This window comes from Pseudoalteromonas atlantica (genome assembly GCF_043641955.1).
Taxonomy (GTDB): Bacteria; Pseudomonadota; Gammaproteobacteria; order Enterobacterales; family Alteromonadaceae; genus Pseudoalteromonas; species Pseudoalteromonas atlantica_A.
Map to the genome: position 1 here is coordinate 22,135 of NZ_JBHZRV010000001.1, position 23,017 is coordinate 45,151.

Genomic DNA, 23,017 nt, shown 5'->3' on the forward strand with positions numbered 1-23,017 from the left:
TTAGTAGGGGCACATCAGCTTCTTATCTTTCATTACATCACTTACATTGCTTTAATTTTATATAAATCAACTTTATGGCCTTAGAAAGTAAGTACATTAGGCCACCGAACAACATTGAATGAATAGGGAAGAAAATATAGCTAAGAGCCGCTGTTGAAGACCCTGTAGCTGCTTCACCAATATCAAAGTACATCACGGTGTGAAAAAAGATATGCAATAAGATAGTGCCCAAAATCATATGAAAAACACTCGATTTTAGAACACCTTTAAAATCCGTTTTATTATAAACAATCGCAACAAATGCAATAGGCAAAATATTCCATGCCACAAATAAATTGGCATTCGCTCCCATTGCGATAAAGGTTAACAAAGACAACAGTAAAAAGACTATATTCATACAAAATCCTTAAAAACTAAAAGCTACCTCTGTAATAAAGTTAGAAAAGCTTTTCTTGCTTAGCTTACACTTAATGTTCAAGAGCACAATACCGGAGTACATTGGCTGAATATGTTGCCAGCTCAAAATTTTAGCCCTAAATTAAAGGAATCATTACTGTCTCGATGATACTTGCAAAGCCACCTACTTTAACGCTGGTTACAGTGGCGTTATCTGATTCTATGGATGCTGTAATTATTGACGTACACCCCATTGCTCTACCTTGCTCAAAAACATATTCACTGCCCAGAGCTAAATGTTCTGTCAAATAACATGCAAGTGCCCCACTTGAGCTACCCGTAGCTGACTCTTCAGAGATACCAAATAATGGTGCAAAATTACGGCAACTCGCCGTTGGATTACTGTCAGCGCTACAAAGCTCAAAAACATGAAAACCAACCACTTTATGTTTCTTACAAAATGCAGTGATAAGTTCGTCATTTGGTTTTATGAGGTCTAAATAACCATGAGGCACAGGAATAATCACATCGGGGAGGCCGGTTGAAATAACCTCAATCGGTAACTGAGTACTTTGCAATATACTACTTTCGATGCCAATAACCTGTGAGATTTCATGGTATGAAAAACACGCTAGCGTTTGTGGTAGTTGCTGCGCCATGATTACCTTACCACTAGGTTCGATAGTCACAGATAATATGCCCACTTTGGTGCGTTGAGTATAAGTGCCAGCAGTAAGTATGCCCTTTTGGTACAAAGTAGAAAAAGTAGCTAACGTTGCGTGCCCGCAAAAATCAACTTCATCTGTTGTTGTAAAAAAAGAAACTTCAAAATCAGCGTCGTTATCACTAGACACAAAAGCTGTCTCCGAGTAACCCACAGCTTGTGCAATTTTTAACTTTTGCGCATCCGTCAGTCCATCAGCATTTAAAACCACACCTGCAGGGTTTCCACCTTTTCCCTTTACAGTAAATGAGTCAACCAATATAACCTCGATATTCACTTACTTCTCCTTTGTATTATAGAGCTATAAAACAGCGCGTTTTAATGATTTGGACACTCAACCATAATCGAGTTCCTATTTGGATTCAATGAGTAAGATGTATTTAGCCAAAGTGTAAAATACGTTTTACGCTGTTTTTACACCTTCTTATTGGGCTTTTGTGGTGCGGGATTATTTTACTCAGTACTTAGCAGCATATTTAAAAGTTTATTATAAAAATGATAGAACACTTACTATTGATCATGCGTTTTAGTTTGAGCTTGCAAGGTCAACTTATTCATCCCTTTTTCATGCCCTAGCACTTTGTAAGATTAAAGAAATATTTTTGAACATAATGAAGCCTTACTACTTACTAAGCTGCCTTGGCTATATATAAATTTTAAGCTCAGTAGTTAGTTTATTTTTAATCCAGCCTTGCCGAAAGTATTTTAACTGATACAATCAATTTGTATAATGTATACAATATGTATTTATAAGAGGAAAGATAATGCAAACGAACAGTAAAGATTGGCGATATACCGTAATGCCTGCTGTATTTACATGGCTAAAAGAGTCAGAGTCCGGCGCCCTTGAAATTGACCTTGATGCAACAAAAAAATACGCTGCAGATATTTTAAAAGTGCAAGGAAAAGGTGGCACCCGCATGGGTGGACTTGTCGGCTCTGGCACATTGGGTGAGAACAGCTACCTAAGCTCTGAGCAACGCCTTTCTTTACTAAACGCTCTTTCAAGTGTGGCTAAAGAATACAATGTGCCATTAATCAGTGGCGCTGCGGCAGAAACTAAAGAAGAGCTTGCCGAAATCGTTAAAGAACTCGCAACGGTTGGTGTAGATACTGTTATGGTCATGCCGCCAAAAACTAAAGAAACCCCTTCTGATGACCAAATGTATGCGTATTACGCGCTTTCTGCATCCGCTGCAAAAGAAGCCGGTATTACAATAATGCCTTATAACAACCCTGACGCAGCAGGCTATCATGCGCTTTCAACTGACCTTCTCACTCGGCTTGCAGCACTACCTGAAGTCACGGCACTAAAAATATCGACTATTGATGTATCAGTGATTGAAACCATGATGCTAGAAAACAAAGATTTAAAAGTGCTAGCTGGTGTTGACACTGTTACTGTTCATGCAGGGCTTGCTGGTGCATGCGGTGGAATTACAGGCGTGGGTTGTATATTCCCTAAAGCGAGTGTCACTATGCAAGAGCACGTAAATAAAGGCGAATGGGACGAGGCAAATAAAATATCACAGGCTATGAATTCGCTATCTTACCTTGATGCACAACCGCTGCTGTTGGAATACCTTAAGTTTGCATTTGGCATTCATCATAATGATGTAACCGGCGGGCTTCGTACTTTTGGTAAAAAGTTAACTCAACAGCAAATTGATGACGTGCACACACGATACGCTTTAGCAAAAGAAAGGCTAGAGGCGCTGGGTTTAATAGACTGATTATTTTAAATACTCGCAAACAAAAGCGCCGTCATTACGGCGTTTTACCCAAACCGCCACATTGATAAAGTGAAAACTTATCTGTGTTATACGATATTAAATTAATCTAAAGACTCAGAAACAGCTACCTCAGCATCAATAATAGCTCGGTGGGCCTTTAAACCAGCATCACTAGAGTAAAAATCTGCTGCAAGCTTTAACTCTTCTGTTGTTAATAGTGAGAGTAATTTAGTTTTAAAAACAACCTTTGCTGCATTTACATTAATAGGATCGGTCATTACTTTTGATGGAATAGATTCAATAAAAACTCGTTTTTGACTTTCAGGTAAGTCTCTCAGCGTTTCTGAAAATAGTTGTTCGGGACTGATGTTTATTTCGCCGCCGAATGAGCTTAATATTTCTTCCATTCCAAGCGCAACGTAAAGCCGCTCAAACTCTATATTTGCATCAGGTTTAGGTGTTGAAGAACATGCAAATAACGTAAGTGTCATTAATATTAAAATAGTTTTTTTCATTATAGCCCTTAACTTTCGATAAAATACAGCGGCATAAGACAAACCAACAGGTTGACTCGTTTTTTGTTTTTATAGATAGCTCAACTAAGTTAAACTCTTTTTATTTAATGACTTATTTGAGCTTTACACGATGGATGAATTATCAAAAAACCGCCTTTACTTTATTAAATAGTCACTACTGCGCTCATTAGTCACCGCCGCCGCCACCGCCGCCGTCTCCCCCACCAAAACCTCCGCCATCGCCTCCATCACTGTAGTATGAAGCTCCAAAAAGTGCCCCTAAAATACCCGCTCCAGAGACTGAAGAAATTGTGCTGTTCATTGATTCGGTTGATTCGTTCTCAGGCGTATTAGCCTTATAAGTAGCCGTATCGCAATACATTAAATATGCGTAGTGAATATGCCTTCTATCAAAGCCCATTTCATCTACCGTTTTATCAACTTGCCCTTTTGTGTATGTTGCACTCCCGCCATACCTTTTAGCTAATGCTGGGCGAAGTTTGTATTTATACTTTCGAACTGTCGACTTTTTACCAAACATGAATGTACCTCCTTTACTTTAAACGCTATGTTGAGCGCTATCACGATTATTGAAAATAACACATTAGCTGACTTTCACTCACACTTTTAATGACATTGTTATTCGCATAAAACGTACTTTCTGTTTAAAAACGTGTGTTTTTACTGCAAATTAAACTCTCTGTTCGTCATTGAGAAAAAATAAAATGATTAATTCCGCTGCACTAATAGATGCTAGCTGCAACAACATCCCAAACATTATTGCTATTCCTGCTTGCGCATCCGGCTCAATACCAAACAACAAAAAAGGTACTAACAGCAGTGTTAGTACCGCAGGAATACTTCTTATAATCGTAAGTTTGGTGTTTCGATAATTATTAGCATTTGACAGATAAAACAACACTGCATAAGGCGATAGCATCAAATAAAAGCCCACTTCACTTGGACCCCAATACTTCAAAGCGGTAGAAATAAAAGATAATAAAGCTAATGCTTTAATTGGCAGGTAAACGTTTTCATAATTCATAACTATCCTTATTAATTAATCACTTAGAAGAGCTTGGCTAAACTTAAAAACGAAAAAATTAAGCTAAGCTTTTTAAGTCCTTCTTTGGTTTTGCAACCATAAGGGTAATGCGACCATAAAGTTCAGGTATTGCTTATTGCACTATCTTACTCTCACTCGAATAATGCAATCAAAAAACGTCATTTGTTTAAGGGTCTATTAGGCAAGGAACAAGTCACTACAAAAAGGCAAAAAAACGTGGTCCCTCTTTAAAGTTCTTACAAAGACGTTTTTTTTCAATTTTTACCGCTTATACCTCATTACACTATACGCATCACTAAACATGAGGACTCATAAATGAAAAGAGCAGACTACTTCAATCAGGCACCTGAACTTATCCAACACTTGTTGACCCAAGAGGAATTATTAAAACAGCAGGCACATGCAACTTTTGGAGTCACAATCTGGGAGCTTGTTAAACTTAGAACATCACAAATCAATCAATGCGCGTTTTGTATTGCAATGCACACTAAACAAGCACTAGAGTATGGTGAAGCCACTAATCGTATTATTGGATTAACTGCATGGCAAGACATGCCGTTATACACCAATAAAGAGAAACTGGCATTAGCGCTTTGTGAAAAACTGACAAGTGCACAAATAATTGACGGCGCTTTGTATCAAACACTCAATTTAGAATTTGATGATAAAGCATTGACCACTTTAACTGTCGCTATTAATGCCATCAACAGCTGGAATAGGATCGTGAAAGTGTTTAAGCCGAATGTAGAGTTTAATGAAAACAGATCTAACGCTTAAATTAATAAATCCAACAGGTGAAATCGCTAACTATGTGCAAGCTATTTGGTTTGCACAATCATGCAAGCGAGGAGAAGCTTGGCTCCCAAGCGACGGTGCAACTGGGTTTATTTTTCCTCTTCGTGGGCTCGTTAGCCTCAATGACAACGAACTCAAAGCTCCCTTTTTTATACAACCAACTGCCATTCAGTCTAGCAAAGTCAACTATTCTGAACAGGCATGTTTTTTTGGGATCCGCTTTAAACCTGCAGGACTCGCATTTCTGAAAACGCTGCAACATCCTATTGCAAATCCAAAAAAAATATTGCCATTGTTGAGTGCGCTGCAAAGCAGTGCCAACCTCACAACATTACTTCAACTATTAGAACCAATATTGAATATGCCAATTCCTCGACAGAATTCTGCCCTACATACCCAAGCACTCCTTAATCATATTGTTTCAATGACCCCTCTAAAGCAAGCATACGCCCAAACCCCAATCGGAAAACGGCAATTAGAGAGACTAGTTAAAACACATTGTGGTATTACTCCCAAACATTTAGCTCGCATTTATCGAGTCCGATTGGCCAAACAAAAACTGAAAGAAACTCCTGATATTAACATCGCTCAACTCGCATTAGATTGCGGCTTCGCTGATCAATCTCATTTGATTCGAGAGTTTAAAACGATCTTTCAGATCACACCGGCAAAATACAAAAAGCAATTAAAAGCTGCAGCCGCAACGATGCCTGCAGCTCGATAAATTTTTCAACGACATAGAATATAAGAACTGGGTTAATTCATTACTGCTTATTCGCGCATCGTGCTACCAAGGTTTCAATTAAAAATTGATTTACCTCAGTTCGCACTTTTTTGTTAAAACTGTAGTGGCCCGAGTTAAGTTCAATATGTTTAAATGGATGAGAGAAACTAGCTTCGTGTAAACCAGCTTCTATATATCCGGCCATTTTGTACGATGGCCAAATTTCATCGTGTTTGGCAGAGACCAGTAGCACTGGCCCATTGGTTTTTTCCACCGGGATACGGGCGGCTGCAATTGCTTCAGGAGTTGCCTCAGCCAATGCAGCCTCAAAAGCAGGTGTAAACTCACCCGTTACATTCCCCTTTTGCATTTTCCATGACAGCAGTGGTGCATCAATGTAGTCCAGAGCATTGCCGCTGAGCGTCCAACTCGAGCGAGAAGACAAGGTCTTAACAGCATTCCAGCTTACGTGACTAGGCATAATGGACACTACATGGTTTATCTCATCAAAGTGCGCACCGAGTAACAATGCAAGCTCCGCTCCTTTAGAAAAACCATATACCGCCACGCAGTTTTGGTTTATCTTTGGATCTGCACTCAATGCTTTTATCCGTTTGGCTATGTCATCCAAAGATAATACAGCTGCACTGTTCGATGTATTTTCAGTGCCATAATAACCAAGTGCCGCGACTGAGATACCAATATCATTAAACCCATCTAAAAATGGTTTCCACTGAGAATTAGCGAGTGTATTTCCCCCTTCGCTCCCGCCTAACACCACAACCAGTGGGTGAGTCTTACCATCGTCGATAAACTGGCGCTTAACATCAGGAATAGTCGCGTTTGAACAGGCCGCAAGAAGCCCTACCAAAGAAAATGGCATCATAATTTTAATCATTTTATTACCTTTTTTGAGTTAGCTGAGCCCTGTGTTGCTCAGTTGTTGTTTGAGTAGTTTTGCACCGCCCCGGCTGGTCACAACTTGCAAATTGCTATCACGCAATTTGACAAGGTATCCCCCTGTAACCCAGCGTTCAAATGCAGTTATCGAACTTTGGTTTACAATGGCATTACGGTGAACTCTTAAGAAGTGTGTTGGCAATTGGTGGTGGATCTCCTCCAGGGAGCCATCAATAGGATATTGCTGTCCATTACTAAACGCGATGGCTTGACCGTATTCTAGCTTTATAAGTTCTATACTACTTACTTCAATGAGCGATGTTTTCCCTGCTACCTTACTCGTTAAAGTAGCGACTGAACCCGTTGTTATAGCACGATTTACTCTTGATAAAGCGAGCGCTAGTCGGTCAGTACTATATGGTTTGAGCAGATAATCTACCGCGCCGAGCGTAAAGGCCTCAACCGCAAACTCACTGTAAGCCGTGGTAAAAATTATCGCACCTGAAAACCCCAGCCCTTGTAGTTCTTCGACCAAAGTGACACCATTACATTCGGGCAAGTTAATATCGACAAACAAAATATCTATCGCAAGCTCTTGCTGTGAATCAAGAAAACCTGATGACGTGTTGCAAGTCAGTACCAAGTTGTGCTTAGTGATCTGGCCAAGTTGCTCAATTAACTTATCAATGGCGGGTTGCTCATCTTCCACAATCGCAATGTTCAACATTTCTCTGTTCCTCTTGTCAGTGAAAAGCTGACAACTGCACCGCCAGTGTGCAAGTCGTTACAAAGCCTAAGTTCGGCATTTTCTTCCAATTTTAACCGTGAGCGCGTGATCGAAAGACCGATTCCCGCGTTTGAAGAACCCACTATGTCCGGCTCCTTAAAGCCCGTCCCGTTGTCACTGATTTTAAACACTAACTGGTTCGCTACCCTTTTGATTAATACATCAATGTGAAGCGGCCTGCTATTGCCATGTTTTACTGCATTTTCCAAAATAGGCTGTAAAATCATTGGCGGTATTACTTCGCTCAACAGCGCGTCGTCGATATCAAAGTCGAAGATAAGCGCATCCCCAAATCGGCTTTGCTCTATCTCACACCATTGATTTAGTGCGATAAGCTCATCAGCAACAGATACTTTGCTCTGTATTTTTCCGCTTGTCACTGAATGTGTTAATGAATACCTTAATACAGCAGCGAGGCTATGAACCAGAGACTGTGCTACTTCTGGTTGTTTTGGTACAAAAGCTGCGATTGTGTTGAGACTGTTGAACATAAAGTGCGGGTTTAACTGGCTGTGTAATAACTTAATTTCAGCAAGTTGGCGAAGCTGTTTTTCTTGTTTTAGCAACTTTTGGGAAAGGTAGAACTTAATAACCACAAAAATACCGCTAGACCAAGGCAGTGCGATGGTTAACGCCTCAAACAATGAAAATGCATGGGTATTTAACATTCCACTTCTGAGTACACCCCAACATAAGCAGCCAATTGCCATCAACCCGTAAAAGCCGATATATTGCAGCGGCCAATTGCCTATATTGAAACGGGTGATGAGTACATAACTCATTATCATAGGTAGCCAGTAGAGCAACACTACAGCCAAAATAGAAGAAAACACGATATGCGCCGACAACAGCATGCCCCGCTGCACCCAATCAGTAAGACTGATAGCAAAGCTTATTGCGGCAACGATGGCTAAAATTGCAAATTGTTCGTTTCGCTGCAATGTGAGATTGACCATAATCAATACAAGTAGTTAATGAATATATTCATGGTACCCATTTAGTGTCGAAAAGCACCCTGAATATTGCTGAATGGTCGCTTTTCAATGCTAAATGGTTGTTTGCTTTAGGCGCACTGTTACATCCAAGTAAGCGCTTAAAAAAGAACTGATTAACTCACTTTAAACCGTAAACACTTGGAGCTACTTTGTTCATCTGAACCTCCAGGTTTCACTAGACATTTTTTTCTTTTCCAAGCCAAAGTAAAATTCAAACAATCCCTGATTATTAACAGGAAAAATAGCTTGCTAAGAATATTCATTAAGCAGAAAAATAAATTGTTAGTTGTCTTTTTATGTGAATTTTTTATTTGTTGATACCAAAAAGCTGCTACCCAATATCCATTTTAATGCCCGAATTTATAGATTGTCGGCCTCAAAAACTTCTCTATTTGAGTAGGTAACTTTTCCTCTAATTATCCCTTTAAGTGATCTAAATATAAGCAAGCCACTTTTATGATATATTTTGGTCGCTATCATTTTTGAATTTCTAAAGCCTTCATATTCCGTAGTCCAAACGCCATTATTAAAAGATGTTTTTACTTTCTTTTGTTTACCTATTACCGACTGATACGTGCATGTGCCCAACTTGAACTCACATTCATTAAAAGTACTCAGGTAATTCATATCACTAGAGGTGCTATATTTAAAATAAGCTCTTTTATCCCTAAGAACAAGCTGATGCCCCGTCTCTTCTATTTTTACCTCTGATTCGATGAAATGCTCGAATACTGTTGAACCATCATTTTCGTTTTTGAATTTATAGAACTCCCTATCCAAACTAAAGCTTCCGTCTTGTCTAAAGCTTCTAACATTAAAGCCCCAGATAGGCGGTAAGCGATTAGTAAAAGCAGCGTCAGTATTTAGATCTTCGGGGGTGAGGATTTCTCCCTGATATTTTGCTTTTATATCATTAATAAGTGCTTGTTCATCAATAGGTAAGTTCATACTAGAACAACCCGATATAAACAAAAAAAGAGCCAGGCTTAATAAATATTTTGAATGTAACATGAGTAACCTAAAAATATGTCGCCTCGTTAAGAAACGAGTTGGGCTTGCTAAACTAAGTGGCAAAGAAGCTCGGCAAGCCATGACGAGTCTTTCTTTAATAATTTTTTATCAGTAAATTCACACCGACTTTGCTTTACTTGTGACAAAAATAATAAAGCCTGTTAATAAAAGCCAAAATGTAACCCCTGTGGAAAGTGGGCTTAAGTGCTTGCTGTCTATCTCAGGCGTGTTGTGAGCTATTTATTGACCACCAAACTTTCTCTAGCTATGGGCTCTCCATGCAAAATAATCGTTTCTATACTATTCCACGATTCTATAGAATCTAAAGGATTTGTTTTAAGCAGCAGAAGGTTAGCAATCTTACCAATTTCTACAGTGCCATAATCTTTATCAATTCTAAATTGCTTAGCATTATTAATGGTTGTAGCTGCCATTACGTCTTCAAGCGATAGCCCTGCGCTAACCATGGCTTTCATTTCTTGGTAGGTTGTCAGCCCAGGTTGATTAGCAAAACTAGGGCTTCCAGGGAAATCCGAAGCCAATAAAATAGGATGATCAGCGCCTCTTAGGTATTGAATAACTTTATTACCTTTTCCTATTCGTCCATATAAAAATGCATCTGCGATTGATTGATCTGGCATTCCATCAAAGCCAATTCGAAGCTCTTCTTTGAACCATTGCGCTTCAGTGGTTTTATACCAATCAATAAGTGACTTAGGCGTGATAGATGAAAATTCAGGAGAATTAACAATAGTAGGGAGCATGACTTCACCTAAGCCAGCAATCACTCTTTGTGTTGGCATATAACCTACTTCGTCATTAATTATTTTGTCTAGCGTGTTAGCTATTTCTTTAGGTATATTTTGTTCGCGATTATATTGCCCCCAATTCCACATACCATGAGCGATAACATCAACACCTGCTGCAAGTGCTAATTGCTGCATATCTAGGGCATTAGCATGAGCAACTATCAGCAAATTAGACTTTTTAGCAGCTAATTTAATTCGTTTCAGTGTATTAACTGAAAGTGTTGCCCATTGATTGGCATTACCATAACCGTCTTCAAAATAAAGCTTTATACACGAAGCACCTGAATCGGCAATTTTACCGATTAATCTTTCTACTGAATTTTCTGCGGTCGCTTGTGCACTTTCATCGATTAAATAAGTAAACATTGATCTTGATAGATCGTCTGTTTTCTCTACATATGGAAAGGTGTTTTTTGATGTTAACACTTCACAGCGAAAGTAATCAGGATGATGAGGCGCTGAAGTAAAATAATTGAAACTCACTCCCGGATTCGGATCAAGTATTTGTGTAACCCCATAATATAAAAAGCTTCTTGGCTGTTGTTCAAAATAAGCATTGACGAGTTTTGGGTTTTTAATCGCCACTGGCTCAACGCCAAATCCCATCCCCGGGATTGACGATACATGTGCGTGGCTATCCATAAGGCCTGGCGTTAAAAATTTACCTAAACCATTTATTTTAAGATCGTAGGATGTAATCTTTTTGCTCGTTATTTCGCTAATTCGTCCGTCACTTATTAATACATTCATCTGCTTTTTTGGAGCTTGCAAGTGAGGTGAAACGATAGTGACATTTTCTATTAGAACGTTGTCCTTCGCTAATGAAGCAAAAGAAAACAATGAAATTGAGAGTAATAATACTTTAAACATGATACTTCCATGTGAAATTAATTAAATAGCTAACGAGCTTGTAGGTTAACTCGTTTAAAATTTATTTTTATTGATGAATCAACCTTAGCCGAGTTCCTATTTTGATTCAATCAGTTATCGCTATTTCACGTAAAATATAAAAAGGATTTGCTGTTTTTTAATGGATGTTTTAGAGGGAATTATAGGTACTTGATTGGCATACTACGGGGATTTTTCCGAACAGAAGGTCTTATTGAATAAGACCATTGTTCAGCCAATAAATAATGAAATGAAAAGCCACGGTGAAGAGTCCACCAGCGCAAAATTCTGCGTTACCATGGCCTTATTTAAAACTACCTTTTTTCGTCTTCTATTTTAAGCAAAAGCTTTTTAATGTCGTCTTTTGCGCCCAGTATGTGCGATTTTAAAAACTCACATGCTTTTTGTGTGTCTTTTGCACGGCAGTGAGCTAACAATGTGCGGTGCTCTTCTGGTGCGGTGGTTAAACCGCCGGCGAGTAAAATATGCATACGTACATAGCGCTCTGAATTTTTACTATACATATCAACCAGCTCACGGGTTTGTGGGCGTTGCGCGCGGGAATACAATTTACCATGAAAGCGGCTGTTTAAATCGCCCGTTGCGAGGTGCGTATCGCCTGCATCCATAGCACTCTCAAGCTCAGTTAAAATAAGCTCTGCATCAATTAGGTCTTGATCTGTTAAACCGCCTATTGAGTGGCTTAGCAGTTCTGCTTCGAGTAATGCTCTTAAATCAAAGATTTCATCAATTTGTGATGCTGAAAGCTCCGTTGCTGTGGCACCTTTATGGGCCTCAAAGTTAACCAGCCCTTCGGCTTCAAGCTGAAGCAGCGCCTCGCGAACAGGAATACGGCTCACATTAAGCTCAGCAGCCAATGCAGCTTGACGAAGCGGATCACCAGCTTTAATTTCGCCTGTTAATATTTTTTCACGAATTGCTTCTGCAACAAGTTGGGTGCGGGTTTTATGCTCAATTGCCATGGTGTTCCTTAAACATTGCATTTAGCATACATTATACCCAAGTAGCATGAGATGCCAAGTTAGATTCCATCCTCAGCTAGCGTTTATAGAGGAATGCGGGAATATGCAATATTGACTCCCGCATTCATTATTTTATGCCTGGTAACAAATAGGGCGCACAAATCGCAACATTGCATTTGTTCCTACTGAGGTACTGCGTACGTCTGTAGAGCTTGGGAAAGGGCCACCATGATTCATCGAGCCGCACACCTCAACACCGGTTGGCATTTGGTTTTCAATTAAACGACCCACTTTATATTGTAGCTCTTCAATAATATGCTCCACTTTTAAAAAGTCCTCTGGCGTGCCGTGTACACTGGCTGTTAGTTGCCCTTGCAACTGTGCTATAACAGCCATTAGCTGTTGCTCACTATCGTAACGCACTACCAATGCAGCTGGACCAAATACTTCTTCGTGCAACGTTGGGGTTGCTAAATACTCATCCACATTGCATGCAAAGACGTGTGCATTAGCATGAAATTCCTGCTCAAGTTGCCCTTTGCCAAGTAGTTCTACATTACAAAGCTCGCTTCGCTCTGTGATTTGTTGCTTAAAGGTTTTCACAATGCCTGGCGTCAACAATGTATCGGATGGCGCACTTTCAATTGAGTTTATTATTTGAGCTTCAAGTTCATCGCATCCAGTAGGTATTAACCAAAGTCCAGGGCTGGTACAAAATTGGCCGTTGCCCATTAACAATGATTGACACAATGACTGTGCTATTTCTTTGCCATGCTGTATTGCTTTATTAGGCATGATAACCTGCGGATTAATACTGCCTAACTCCCCGTAAAATGGGATTGGTTCATCGCGCTTGGCAATCGTTTCTTGCAGTTTGCATGCAACATTAAATGAACCAGTAAAGCCCACGGCTTTTATGGCTGAAGCTGCGACCAACTGATGCGATGTATCGTAAGATTTACTTTGCACCATCGCAAATACACCTAATGGCATTGCGCATTCTTTAATAGCCGCAAGCGCCGCACGCGCCATTAACTCACCCGTTCCTGGGTGCGCCGTATGATTTTTTACAATGACTGGGCATCCAGCAGCGAGCGCAGCTGCGGTATCGCCACCCAATGTTGAAAAGGCATATGGAAAATTAGATGCACCAAAAACAGCCACGGGCCCAAGCGGTAAATAATTAAGCTCTGTGTGTGGTTTTGGCAATGGTGCTCTTGTGGCATCTGCCTCATCCACTACTTTTAACCCTAGTGGTGATTCTGGGTTTTCACGCAGAGCACCTGCAAACGCCTTAAGTTGATTCACTGTTCGCATACGCTCGCCTTGCAAACGCATCATTGGTAAATTAGTTTCTTGATGAGTTTGCTCAAGCAGCTCATCGCCAAGCGCTAATATGTGATCCGCGATAGATGTTAAAAAATCAGCCCGCTGAGCAAAGCTGGTTTTACGATATTCCACAAAAGCACTGTGAGCAGCATCAATAGCATTGTCTAACTCAGCGCTACTGAGGTTAAAAAAGCGCGTTGGTAGTGGCTCATTACGCGCCGGAGAAAATGCGTTAAATTCACCATTCGCAGAGTCACCAATCCACTGCCCTGCTACTAAACTTTGTCCTGTTAATGTCATATTTTGCTCCTCGTTAGATTACTTGAAACCCAAATGCGTATGGGTCATCGTCGTCAACTGTAATAGTGTTGCTGCCGGTTACCCGAGACCAACCACGAATGCTTGGTAGGATAGCGGTTATACCTGCAATTTCTGTTACCTGTTCGATACAGCCTATAAATTGGCTACCGATATAGCTTTCATGTATGAAACTTTGTTGTGGCACTAATTTGCCTTTAGCAAATAACTGCGCCATGCGGGCACTTGTGCCTGTTCCACACGGCGAACGATCTATAGCTTTGTCGCCATAAAAAACAGCATTGGCAGCGTCTGAATTGGCGTTTTTTGGAGTCCCCGTCCACAGCACATGACTTGCGCCTTGTACTGTTGAGTCTTGTGGGTGAATGCATTGTACTTTTGCGTTAATAGCATCACGAACCATTGGGCTATATTTGAGTATTTCGCTAGCTGTAAAGTGTTCAATGCCCTTGTAGTCGCCTTGGGGCTCGACAATAATGTAGAAGTTGCCGCCATAGGCGATATCTACAACTAGATCACCGAGCTCGGGTATGGTTATAGCGATTGATTGATGTGCTAAGTACGCTGGTACATTATAAATTTTGACCCACTGGACTTTACCGTCAATCATTTCATAATTGACTTCAACACGTCCTGCAGGTGTATCGAGCTTAAGTGTTCCTGGCACATTTGCATGCAACAAGCCATGCTCTAATGCAAACGTAACAATACCCATTGTGCCGTGACCACACATGGGTAAACAGCCCGACGTTTCTACAAATAAAATAGCCGCGTCACCATCGTGTGTTGTTGGAGGATATAAAAAACCACCCGACATCATATCGTGCCCACGGGGCTCAAACATCAGTGCTTGGCGAATCCAATCATGTTGTTGTAAAAAATCTTGGCGCTTTTCACTCATAGTTTGACCAAGCAGGTGCGGATGACCACTGGTTATTAACCTAACCGGGTTGCCACAGGTGTGGCCGTCAATACAAAAAAAGGTGCCTTTACGCATAACTTAGTCCAATTTACATCTAGTTAAGTCAAAACGGCTTGCCGTCATTTGATTACTGAGCGACGTGAAAGCAGCTTTTACGTCTGGCACATGCTTTATAGTTTCGCTATGAAAAACTGCTTTAATAACCTCATCGATCATTTTTACTGTTGTTGCAAAGTTAATGGCGCCCTCTGCATTGAACTGAGTCGTTACTGCATCTAAGACTCCTTGCCAATTTACTGTCATTTTAATTACCTGATTGATGTTTAGGCTTGATATAGTAAGTATATTGTATACAATAATCAATATCCTATTTGGCGAATAGTTAAAACTGACTATTTAATCAGTTAATCAACAGTGTACTAAAAAGAGTTAACCAACTGAAAATAAACAAATTAAAAATATAAAGCACACATATTTAAACGTTTTAATTTAATAATTTATAAGCAAATGCAATATAGGTGTAAGCAGTAAGTTCGCAACCTAGCATCGTACATTGCATTGAGAGGTAACTAGTTTGGCAGAGCAAAACACACAGCACATTGGCGTTGTTGGGGCAGGAATAATCGGTATATGTTGCGCATTAAACCTGCAACGAGCTGGATTTTCTGTAACCTTGTATGATGAAAATGGATTAGCGCAAGGCTGCTCCAAGGGAAATGCAGGGCATTTTGCTACAGAGCAGGTATTTCCCCTTGCACACCCTTCATTAATTACAAAGCTTCCAGCCATGCTATTAAACCCATTAGGGCCATTAAGGATAGATTGGCGCCATGCTTTTAAGGCAATTCCTTGGTTTTGGTTGTTTATGAAAAACATGCATAAAGATACCTATCGAGCAAACTCTGAGGCGCTAAAAGCGCTAAACCACGACGCTATTAATGCATATGAAAGGCTACTTAACGAGTATAACTTAGGCTATTTATTAACTAAAAAAGGCAGTTTGCTTACGTTTGAAAAAACCCCAATGGCGCAAATTATGAATCTATTAAACAGCTACCAAGCTCAAGGCATAGCTGTAGATTTACTCGATGCTGATCAAGTAAAAGCTCTTGAACCAAATTTAGCAAACACAATTACTCATGCTTTGATGTTTAAAGACGTTGCCCACAGCGTTGACCCGCACTTATTTTGTTTAAACTTAGCAGAGCAGTTTAGTGCATTAGGCGGGCAATTTTGTCAGCGTAAAATTACCGCAATTAAACCTAATGACAGCGGTTATACACTTGTCAGCGATGAACAAAAATATGCAGTTAATAAAGTGGTTATAGCTGCAGGAGCATGGAGCGACACCCTCATAAAACCACTTGGATATAAAGTTCCCTTAGACACTGAGCGAGGCTACCACTGCATGCTAGCAAGTAACTATGGCCTGTCACGCCCTGTTGCCTCAGCCGAACGTAACTTTATAATGACGCCAATGAGCCAAGGCTTACGTGTTGCTGGCACAGTTGAATTTGCAGGTACAAAACGAAAAATGAACAACAAGCGCGCGTTAGCATTATTGCCTAACGCCAAGGCCATGCTCAATAAGTCGGCTATTTCATTACATGCTCAAAGTACGTGGATGGGATGTCGGCCTTCTCTACCTGATTCGTTGCCAGTTATTGGCGAGGCCCCTTTACATTCAGACCTTTACTTTGCATTTGGCCACCAGCATTTAGGCCTTACACAAGGTGCTATCACAGGTGAGCTTATTACTGCCTTATGTTTAAAAAAACCAACCCAAGTAGATACGACCCCTTATTGCATTAGCCGCTTTTCAACTCATGCAGCTTGCAGTTCACACATACCACACGCACAATAGCCCCACTAACGAGGAGACAATTATGATGACCAAAGGTATTGGTACCCACACCAAAGAGCAAGCACTTGCCAGTCTATCTAATATGACTGAAGACCTATCGCCGATTCAAGCGCAAGAATATCAATTGCGAATTAAAAAAGCCCAAGCCTACATGCAAGCAAATGATATTGATGCTATTTACTTGAACGCTGGCACAAACTTAACTTACTTTACTGGCATGCGCTGGTACGCCAGTGAGCGTATGGTGGGCGCTATTTTACCTGCAAAAGGTGATGTGCAGTATATTGCGCCTTATTTTGAAATTGGTTCATTAAATGGCTTTAAAGTGATTGATGGGCCTATTCGTGGCTGGCAAGAGCATGAAAACCCATACCAACTATTTGTCGATGTCATCACCGAAATGGGCATTGCACAAGATGGTACGATTGGCATTGATGAAAGCGCGCAGTTTTTTATTTTTGATGGTATAAACAAAGCTCAAAATGGCTTAAAACTGATTAATGCACAACCTGTCACTGCACATTGTCGAATGCATAAATCAGCCAATGAGCTAAAACTAATACAACGAGCAATGGATATGACGCTGGCAGTTCATAAAGCAACAGCCAGTATGCTGCACGAAGGTATTAGCACCACAGAAGTGGAAGCTTTCATCAAGCAAGCTCATCAAAAAGTAGGCGCGCCGGGCAACTATTTTTGTATTGTTTTATTTGGTGTAGCAACCTCATTCCCCCATGGCGTAAAAGACGCACAAATTCTTAAAAAAGGCGATATGGTACTGATTGATACTGGTTGTAAAGTGCATGATTACCTCTCTGACATCACGCGCACCTATGTTTTTGGTGAGGCAAGTAATCGCCAGCGCCAATTTTGGGATTATGAAAAAGCCGCACAAATAGCTGCATTTAATGAAGCAAAAATTGGCCAAACATGTGAAGCCGTAGATGCTGGAGCTCGTAATTATTTAGCTGAGCAAGGCCTTGGTCCTGAATATCACACGCCTGGGTGCCCGCACCGTACCGGCCACGGCATTGGCTTAGACATTCACGAATGGCCGTATTTAGTAGGAGGTGATAAAACTCCTCTTGCAGCAGGTATGTGCTTTAGTAATGAACCAATGTTGGTTGTGCCTGATGAGTTTGGTGTTCGTTTGGAAGACCATTTTTACATGACCGCAAACGGGCCTAAGTGGTTTACTCAGCCAGCTCACAGTATTGATGACCCATTTGGTTTAGAATAAGAGTTTAACGATCAGCCTACATGGCTGATCGTGTGAGTAACTCATTATTTTCGCACCATTGATTTGGTGCTTTTTCCAATGTTGCTTTATCTGCTACGCGGACTTTTACACATTGCGTATCATTGGGTAATTGCTCCTTTTGCACAATTGAAAAAGCACCTTGTCTTTGAGCAAATAATTGATATTCATATGCCTCATCACTGCCTTCAAATAAAGCAGTAAATAGGCCGCCAACAAGTGCCCCAGCAATAGCGCCTGAAACCATATCTTCATGATTACCGTCTAACTCTTCAATTACACCGACACCCGCTCCCATCATAATGCCTGTTTTCATTTGTGAAGACAGTTCGACAGGCCTAACAGAGTCAACGGTTGCATAGAATTCAGTTACTATTTGGTTTTCTTCAGCTCGGTCAATACCTGGGCCTGCAGCACAACCTGTTAATAATAGTAAAACGACAAATGCCTTGTTCATAATGTTGCCCTTTGGATAGTTTTTGTTTGTCTAATAATGAGTGTATTGGGTTTTAAAATTAAAACTGTTCAAGAGTGTTCTAAAGATGTAAAAAACTGTGCAATAACTACATTAATTCACTTTAATTGACTATCTCTGCTGTGTTTCCTTGAACTTTGTGATGTCCGCCTGCATATCCTCACTATATTGTGTAAAACAGGTTCCCCCAATGAAAAAGCTAAAAATCGACATCGTCTCTGACGTAATGTGCCCTTGGTGCATTATTGGCTATAAAAACCTTGAAACCGCATTAACCCAATTAAGTAACGAGTTTGACGCTGAAATAAGCTGGAAACCCTTTGAACTGAATCCGGATATGCCCATTGAAGGGCAAGATTTAAACGAACATTTAACGCAAAAATATGGCCTAACTGAAGAGCAAGGTGATGCAAATCGAAAACATATTTTAGAGATGGGTGAAAAAGCAGGGTTTACTTTTAACCTTGATGGTAAACGCATCATGATTAACAGTTTTGATCTTCACCGTTTACTCACTTGGGCAGCTACCGAAGGGAAACAAACCGCATTAAAACTGGCATTCTTCAAAGCACATTTTACCGATTTGCTGTATTTAAACGATGAAGAAAGCTTATTAGATGTGGTGCAAAGTGTTGGCCTTGATAGTAATCGCGCAAAAGAAATATTAGCCGGTGGTGAGTATTTTCAAGAGGTGCGTAGTGAACAAAATGCCTTACAACAAATGGACATAACGTCTGTCCCTACATTCATTATAAATGATGAATATGCACTAACCGGCGGACAACCAAGCGATGCATTTGTACAAGCCCTTAAGCAAATAGCAGAGCAAGACAGTCAATAACGCTTAAGCACCACGTAATGCTAGTTACGTGGTGTGACTTAACTCATAGTCAGCTAAAAATGCCTGGTAAAGCTGATAAACATTCACTTTAGCATTTAACTTTGCAGCAATCAGGTACAAGCCAGCAAGCTTGCGGTGAACAAATAATGCATCAATGGGCGGTGAATGCCATTGTTGTTTTTGTGTACTCATTTGCATCCCACGATCACGAATTTGCTTAGCTAGTGGACTAGCGGCAAAATCATACTCTGCATCAATTATCAGCGGCTCACACGCGAGTTTAAATATATCGAGAACATTTTGTTTATACTGGCTATCTATGCTCTGATCAAAATAACCTATTTGCTCTGCGGCGAGAGCTACCTCTGCCTCATCATTCGCAATGGCGCCCGCAAAAAGTTTAAAATAACCATCACAAATTGTTTTTGATAACTGCCGAGTTGCACCGAAATCAAGTAGCACAATTGTTTTTTCAGCAGGTTGATATAAATAGTTAGCAAAATTAGGATCCGTTTGAACGGTATTAAATTGCAGTAATTCATGGAAGAACAACTGTATTAAATTACTGGCGAGTTCGTCTCTTTGCGCTTGCTCCAACCCAACACACTCATCAAGGTTTGTACCTTCAACAAACTCCATTGCCAAAATGTGTTTTGTACTTAATGATGCATCACTTTGTGGCACTTTAAACTGCGGGGATGATGCAAGGTAACGGTTATATTTATCTAAGTACGATCTTTCTCGTTCATAATCAGATTCATCCAAAAGTTGCTGCTTAGCTTCAGCTATGAGGGGATCTATATTTATATGCTTAGGTAATAAACCACTGAGCTTGAGTAAGCTGGCTAGGTTATCGACATCACTTTCAATACTTTTAGCGATGCCCGGATACTGCACCTTAATCGCCAGTGTTTGCCCTTTCTCTAACGTTGCCTTGTGTACTTGCCCTATCGAGGCGGCGGCAAAAGGTTTGAGTTCAATATGTGAAAGTTTGTCGAGCCATTCTTCCCCCCATTGCGACTTAAACACACCCACGAGCTGCTTGTGTGGCATGGCATGTCCTTCGGATCTTAGCCTAGCAAGTAATTGGCTGAGCTCAGGGGGTAATAATTCCCCTGAATCCATCGATAAGAGCTGACCTAGCTTCATCGCCGCCCCCCGAAGTTGCGCTAGTTGTTCTGCGAGGCTTTCAATATTTTTGGGTGACATCAGCAACGACTGCCGATTAGGCTTTTCACCCTTTGCCATTGTTTTCGCGCCATCAAGCAATACGTTACCAGCGACCTTTGATGCCAGTAATCCAAATTTACTTAATCTTGCAAATCGCGATGTTGGCACCGATTTTGACTTACTCATACAATACAACGCTTCAAAGTGTGTTTATTTAATAGTTATATCTTACGTCAAACCACACTATTTAGATCCTTTTTTGCCTTCTATAAAAATGCATTACTTATATACCCAAGCCACCTCAAGATGCAGAATTCAGCGTTTCACAGGGGCTTAATATCAAGGCGTTACTTTGCAAGAATGGCCATCCCTTTTAAGAAGGAACAACGATGAGAGTAAGTGCCTGTGAAACGCCCAACGGGTTGGTTTAAAAGCGATTTATACTGCGTTATTGATTTTAGCAATAGAACCACTATTACTTGCAATCAATGCCTTGCCTAAATCGCTTTTAATTCCAACTGAAACTCGCATCTTGAGGTGGTTTGGGTATACGCCATAAACTAAAAAGTTGAATATTGAGAACTAGTTACTAAGGCGCTTTTACTCTCTTTTAAAAGCATGCTCTATTATTGTTACAATCCTTTACAGACAACTGTCCCTTTTTTAATTTTGACTTAGTAAGTCGTGCTATTCTCCTTCGCAAAAATCGGCATATATCGTTATTTGCTGTCTTAATTAAAAATATGGAGAACGTATGAGTAATACCTTCAAAGTCCCGCATACTTTGATTTTACTGCTTGGTATGATGGTCACTGCATTGGTCGCAACCTGGTTAGTACCTCAAGGTTTTTTTGATACCACTTTGACTGAAAATGGCCGTGAAATGGTCATGGCTGGCACCTACCAAACCGTTGCTGAGCGCCATTATTTAACCCCTTGGGATTTATTAACAGCTATTCCCCGTGCTTTTGCCGCCGCGCAAGATGTGATCTTCTTTGTGTTGATAGTAGGTGGTGTACTGGCTATTGCACGTGCCACGGGCACTGTTGATGCATTGATTGGCCGATTACTTGAACGCCACGGCGAAAAACCACAACGTTTAATCTTCATGGTGGTTTTTTGTTTTGCGTTAGCCTCTAGCAGTATTGGTACAGCAGGCGAATATATTCCTTTTGTATTAATTTTAGTTGCGTTATGTAAAGCTATGAGACTCGATGCAATGACCGCTGTAGGCATGATTGTAGCAGGTTATGGTATTGGCTATGGGGTATCAGCGTTTAACCCTTTTACCGTACTCATTGCACAACAAATTGCTGAAGTACCTGTTTATTCAGGCCTATGGTTGCGTTTGGCAATCTTTGTACCATTTGTATTAATTGGTTTTCATCACGTATGGCAATACACCAAACGCGTTGCAGCAGACCCTAGTAAATCAATGATGCTTGATGTGCCATGCCCTTTAAGTGACAAAGCCACTCCCCATTATCCTGCGCTTGCGATGCGCCATAAACTGATTTTAGGTAGTTTCATTATTACCTTAGGTATCGCTGTTTGGGGCATTGCCACCAAGGGATGGTACTTATACGAGTTAGGCGGTGTCTTTATTGCTTGGGGTGCTGTTATTGCTGTATTAGGGCGTTTATCTGCGGATGAAACAGCTAACCGCTTTATTGAAGGTGTGTCTGATCTTGTGACTACAGCTATTTTAATTGGTGTTGCAAGAGGTATTGCGTTAATCCTCGAAGACGGTCAAATACTGCATAGTTTAGTGCATGGTATGTCACTGCCGTTATCGTATGTGAGCGCTGAAATATCAGCCGTAGGCATGTTAGTTATTCAAACCTTACTAAATACCTTTATACCATCTGGCTCTGGTCAAGCTTACGTGACTATGCCGCTGATGGCGCCGCTGGGCGATCTTGTCGGTGTACCACGCCAAGTAGCTGTACTGGCTTATCAATTTGGTGATGGCTTCTCAAATATGATCATTCCGACCAATGCGGTATTAATGGGCATATTGGGTATGGCGGGTGTTCCTTACGGGCACTGGTTCCGTTTTTGTTTACCGCTATTACTCAAACTAATGACTGCAGCGTCAATTGTATTGGTACTAGCTGTTATGTTTGGTTATGGGCTTGATGTGCAACCCACCGCAATCGGTGGATAAACGCAGCCGCGTTTAAAAATACCGTTGCGGCGGGCTAGTGAACTTGGTGGATGGATTTAAAACCAAGTTCACTATTACACACCTAAAACCTTACTTTAGGTTTGGTAAGTGGTAATAACCTTTATACAAAGTGTTAACTAAAAACTTGATTAATTTGTGAAATTAATGACATTTAGCGTCTCAGAAATAATGGCTTGTAATTAATTTACGTAATTCGCATTTCAAATCGACAGCTATTCTGACTAGATAATCTAAATCTATCTAATACATAGCTCTCTTGTAGATTCAACCCAACAACCAACTTGTGTATCTAAATTGTAATTACCCATTTCATTGTTCGAGAAAAC

The 23,017-nt window shown here is 40.5% G+C and carries 23 protein-coding genes; 7 read left to right on the top strand and 16 right to left on the bottom strand.

Features of this window, described 5'->3' with window-relative positions; all coding sequences use genetic code 11:
• Nucleotides 1–37 precede the first annotated feature (37 nt).
• Together ACHUE3_RS00095 and ACHUE3_RS00100 are read right to left on the bottom strand one after the other, a co-directional pair.
• On the bottom strand, nucleotides 38–397 hold the full coding sequence (locus ACHUE3_RS00095) for a hypothetical protein (protein WP_394188967.1): 360 nt from the start codon (nucleotides 395–397) through the stop codon (nucleotides 38–40).
• Between the two features lie 136 nt (nucleotides 398–533).
• The gene (locus ACHUE3_RS00100; RefSeq protein WP_394188969.1) at nucleotides 534–1,397 is read right to left on the bottom strand and encodes a PhzF family phenazine biosynthesis protein; all 864 of its coding nucleotides are present in this window, start codon (nucleotides 1,395–1,397) and stop codon (nucleotides 534–536) included.
• 487 nt (nucleotides 1,398–1,884) lie between these two features.
• Here ACHUE3_RS00100 and ACHUE3_RS00105 point away from each other — a divergent pair, with 487 nt between their 5' ends.
• The gene (locus tag ACHUE3_RS00105) at nucleotides 1,885–2,853 is read left to right on the top strand and encodes a dihydrodipicolinate synthase family protein (RefSeq protein ID WP_394188971.1); all 969 of its coding nucleotides are present in this window, start codon (nucleotides 1,885–1,887) and stop codon (nucleotides 2,851–2,853) included.
• Between the two features lie 101 nt (nucleotides 2,854–2,954).
• On the opposite strand, the gene ACHUE3_RS00110 is transcribed toward ACHUE3_RS00105, so the two are convergent.
• The 3 genes from ACHUE3_RS00110 to ACHUE3_RS00120 all read right to left on the bottom strand — a co-directional run bounded on the left by ACHUE3_RS00110 (nucleotide 2,955) and on the right by ACHUE3_RS00120 (nucleotide 4,413).
• Nucleotides 2,955–3,368: a hypothetical protein gene (locus ACHUE3_RS00110; RefSeq protein WP_394188973.1), complete on the bottom strand. Its 414-nt coding sequence runs from the start codon at nucleotides 3,366–3,368 to the stop codon at nucleotides 2,955–2,957.
• Nucleotides 3,369–3,555: 187 nt separating this feature from the next.
• On the bottom strand, nucleotides 3,556–3,909 hold the full coding sequence (locus ACHUE3_RS00115; protein WP_394188975.1) for a DUF6559 family protein: 354 nt from the start codon (nucleotides 3,907–3,909) through the stop codon (nucleotides 3,556–3,558).
• A gap of 150 nt (nucleotides 3,910–4,059) precedes the next feature.
• Nucleotides 4,060–4,413 carry a hypothetical protein gene (locus ACHUE3_RS00120; RefSeq protein ID WP_394188977.1) on the bottom strand — a complete coding sequence of 118 codons (354 nt, stop codon included), beginning with the start codon at nucleotides 4,411–4,413 and terminating at the stop codon, nucleotides 4,060–4,062.
• Nucleotides 4,414–4,749: 336 nt separating this feature from the next.
• On the opposite strand from ACHUE3_RS00120, the gene ACHUE3_RS00125 reads away from it, so the two are divergent.
• Complete coding sequence (locus ACHUE3_RS00125) at nucleotides 4,750–5,211, top strand: carboxymuconolactone decarboxylase family protein (RefSeq protein ID WP_394188979.1); 462 nt, start codon at nucleotides 4,750–4,752, stop codon at nucleotides 5,209–5,211.
• A complete protein-coding gene (locus tag ACHUE3_RS00130) occupies nucleotides 5,189–5,953 on the top strand; it encodes an AraC family transcriptional regulator (RefSeq protein WP_394188981.1) in 765 nt (254 codons plus the stop codon). The genes ACHUE3_RS00125 and ACHUE3_RS00130 overlap by 23 nt, the downstream gene beginning before the upstream one ends.
• A gap of 40 nt (nucleotides 5,954–5,993) precedes the next feature.
• On the opposite strand, the gene ACHUE3_RS00135 is transcribed toward ACHUE3_RS00130, so the two are convergent.
• From ACHUE3_RS00135 to ACHUE3_RS00175, 9 genes are all read right to left on the bottom strand, one after another.
• Nucleotides 5,994–6,851 (bottom strand): acyl-CoA thioester hydrolase/BAAT C-terminal domain-containing protein, encoded by an 858-nt coding sequence (locus ACHUE3_RS00135; RefSeq protein ID WP_394188983.1) that lies wholly within the window; start codon nucleotides 6,849–6,851, stop codon nucleotides 5,994–5,996.
• Nucleotides 6,852–6,869: 18 nt separating this feature from the next.
• On the bottom strand, nucleotides 6,870–7,580 hold the full coding sequence (locus tag ACHUE3_RS00140; protein WP_394188985.1) for a LytR/AlgR family response regulator transcription factor: 711 nt from the start codon (nucleotides 7,578–7,580) through the stop codon (nucleotides 6,870–6,872).
• On the bottom strand, nucleotides 7,574–8,596 hold the full coding sequence (locus ACHUE3_RS00145) for a sensor histidine kinase (RefSeq protein WP_394188987.1): 1,023 nt from the start codon (nucleotides 8,594–8,596) through the stop codon (nucleotides 7,574–7,576). Before ACHUE3_RS00145 ends, ACHUE3_RS00140 begins: the two co-directional genes overlap by 7 nt.
• Nucleotides 8,597–8,995: 399 nt before the next feature.
• Nucleotides 8,996–9,646: a hypothetical protein gene (locus ACHUE3_RS00150; protein WP_394188989.1), complete on the bottom strand. Its 651-nt coding sequence runs from the start codon at nucleotides 9,644–9,646 to the stop codon at nucleotides 8,996–8,998.
• Between the two features lie 236 nt (nucleotides 9,647–9,882).
• A complete protein-coding gene (locus ACHUE3_RS00155; protein WP_394188991.1) occupies nucleotides 9,883–11,325 on the bottom strand; it encodes an amidohydrolase family protein in 1,443 nt (480 codons plus the stop codon).
• 332 nt (nucleotides 11,326–11,657) lie between these two features.
• Nucleotides 11,658–12,326 carry a GntR family transcriptional regulator gene (locus ACHUE3_RS00160; protein ID WP_394188993.1) on the bottom strand — a complete coding sequence of 223 codons (669 nt, stop codon included), beginning with the start codon at nucleotides 12,324–12,326 and terminating at the stop codon, nucleotides 11,658–11,660.
• A gap of 132 nt (nucleotides 12,327–12,458) precedes the next feature.
• Nucleotides 12,459–13,955: an aldehyde dehydrogenase (NADP(+)) gene (locus ACHUE3_RS00165; protein WP_394188995.1), complete on the bottom strand. Its 1,497-nt coding sequence runs from the start codon at nucleotides 13,953–13,955 to the stop codon at nucleotides 12,459–12,461.
• A 13-nt stretch (nucleotides 13,956–13,968) separates the two neighbouring features.
• Nucleotides 13,969–14,970, bottom strand: a complete 1,002-nt coding sequence (locus ACHUE3_RS00170) for a 4-hydroxyproline epimerase (RefSeq protein WP_394188997.1) — start codon at nucleotides 14,968–14,970, stop codon at nucleotides 13,969–13,971.
• A gap of 3 nt (nucleotides 14,971–14,973) precedes the next feature.
• Nucleotides 14,974–15,198 carry a hypothetical protein gene (locus tag ACHUE3_RS00175; protein WP_394188999.1) on the bottom strand — a complete coding sequence of 75 codons (225 nt, stop codon included), beginning with the start codon at nucleotides 15,196–15,198 and terminating at the stop codon, nucleotides 14,974–14,976.
• A 271-nt stretch (nucleotides 15,199–15,469) separates the two neighbouring features.
• Between ACHUE3_RS00175 and ACHUE3_RS00180 the strand changes: the two genes are divergently transcribed.
• Nucleotides 15,470–16,759, top strand: a complete 1,290-nt coding sequence (locus ACHUE3_RS00180) for an NAD(P)/FAD-dependent oxidoreductase (protein WP_394189001.1) — start codon at nucleotides 15,470–15,472, stop codon at nucleotides 16,757–16,759.
• Between the two features lie 22 nt (nucleotides 16,760–16,781).
• Nucleotides 16,782–17,999 carry a M24 family metallopeptidase gene (locus tag ACHUE3_RS00185; protein WP_394189003.1) on the top strand — a complete coding sequence of 406 codons (1,218 nt, stop codon included), beginning with the start codon at nucleotides 16,782–16,784 and terminating at the stop codon, nucleotides 17,997–17,999.
• Nucleotides 18,000–18,015: 16 nt separating this feature from the next.
• Here the strand turns inward: ACHUE3_RS00185 and ACHUE3_RS00190 are convergent, their stop codons facing one another.
• Nucleotides 18,016–18,474, bottom strand: coding sequence for a hypothetical protein (locus ACHUE3_RS00190; RefSeq protein ID WP_394189005.1), 459 nt, complete (start codon nucleotides 18,472–18,474; stop codon nucleotides 18,016–18,018).
• A gap of 208 nt (nucleotides 18,475–18,682) precedes the next feature.
• Between ACHUE3_RS00190 and ACHUE3_RS00195 the strand changes: the two genes are divergently transcribed.
• Complete coding sequence (locus ACHUE3_RS00195) at nucleotides 18,683–19,333, top strand: DsbA family oxidoreductase (protein WP_394189007.1); 651 nt, start codon at nucleotides 18,683–18,685, stop codon at nucleotides 19,331–19,333.
• A gap of 24 nt (nucleotides 19,334–19,357) precedes the next feature.
• Here ACHUE3_RS00195 and ACHUE3_RS00200 read toward each other — a convergent pair whose 3' ends face one another.
• Nucleotides 19,358–20,689, bottom strand: a complete 1,332-nt coding sequence (locus ACHUE3_RS00200) for an ABC1 kinase family protein (protein WP_394189009.1) — start codon at nucleotides 20,687–20,689, stop codon at nucleotides 19,358–19,360.
• A gap of 568 nt (nucleotides 20,690–21,257) precedes the next feature.
• Between ACHUE3_RS00200 and ACHUE3_RS00205 the strand changes: the two genes are divergently transcribed.
• Nucleotides 21,258–22,670 (top strand): YfcC family protein, encoded by a 1,413-nt coding sequence (locus tag ACHUE3_RS00205; protein ID WP_394189011.1) that lies wholly within the window; start codon nucleotides 21,258–21,260, stop codon nucleotides 22,668–22,670.
• The last annotated feature ends 347 nt before the right edge of the window (nucleotides 22,671–23,017 follow it).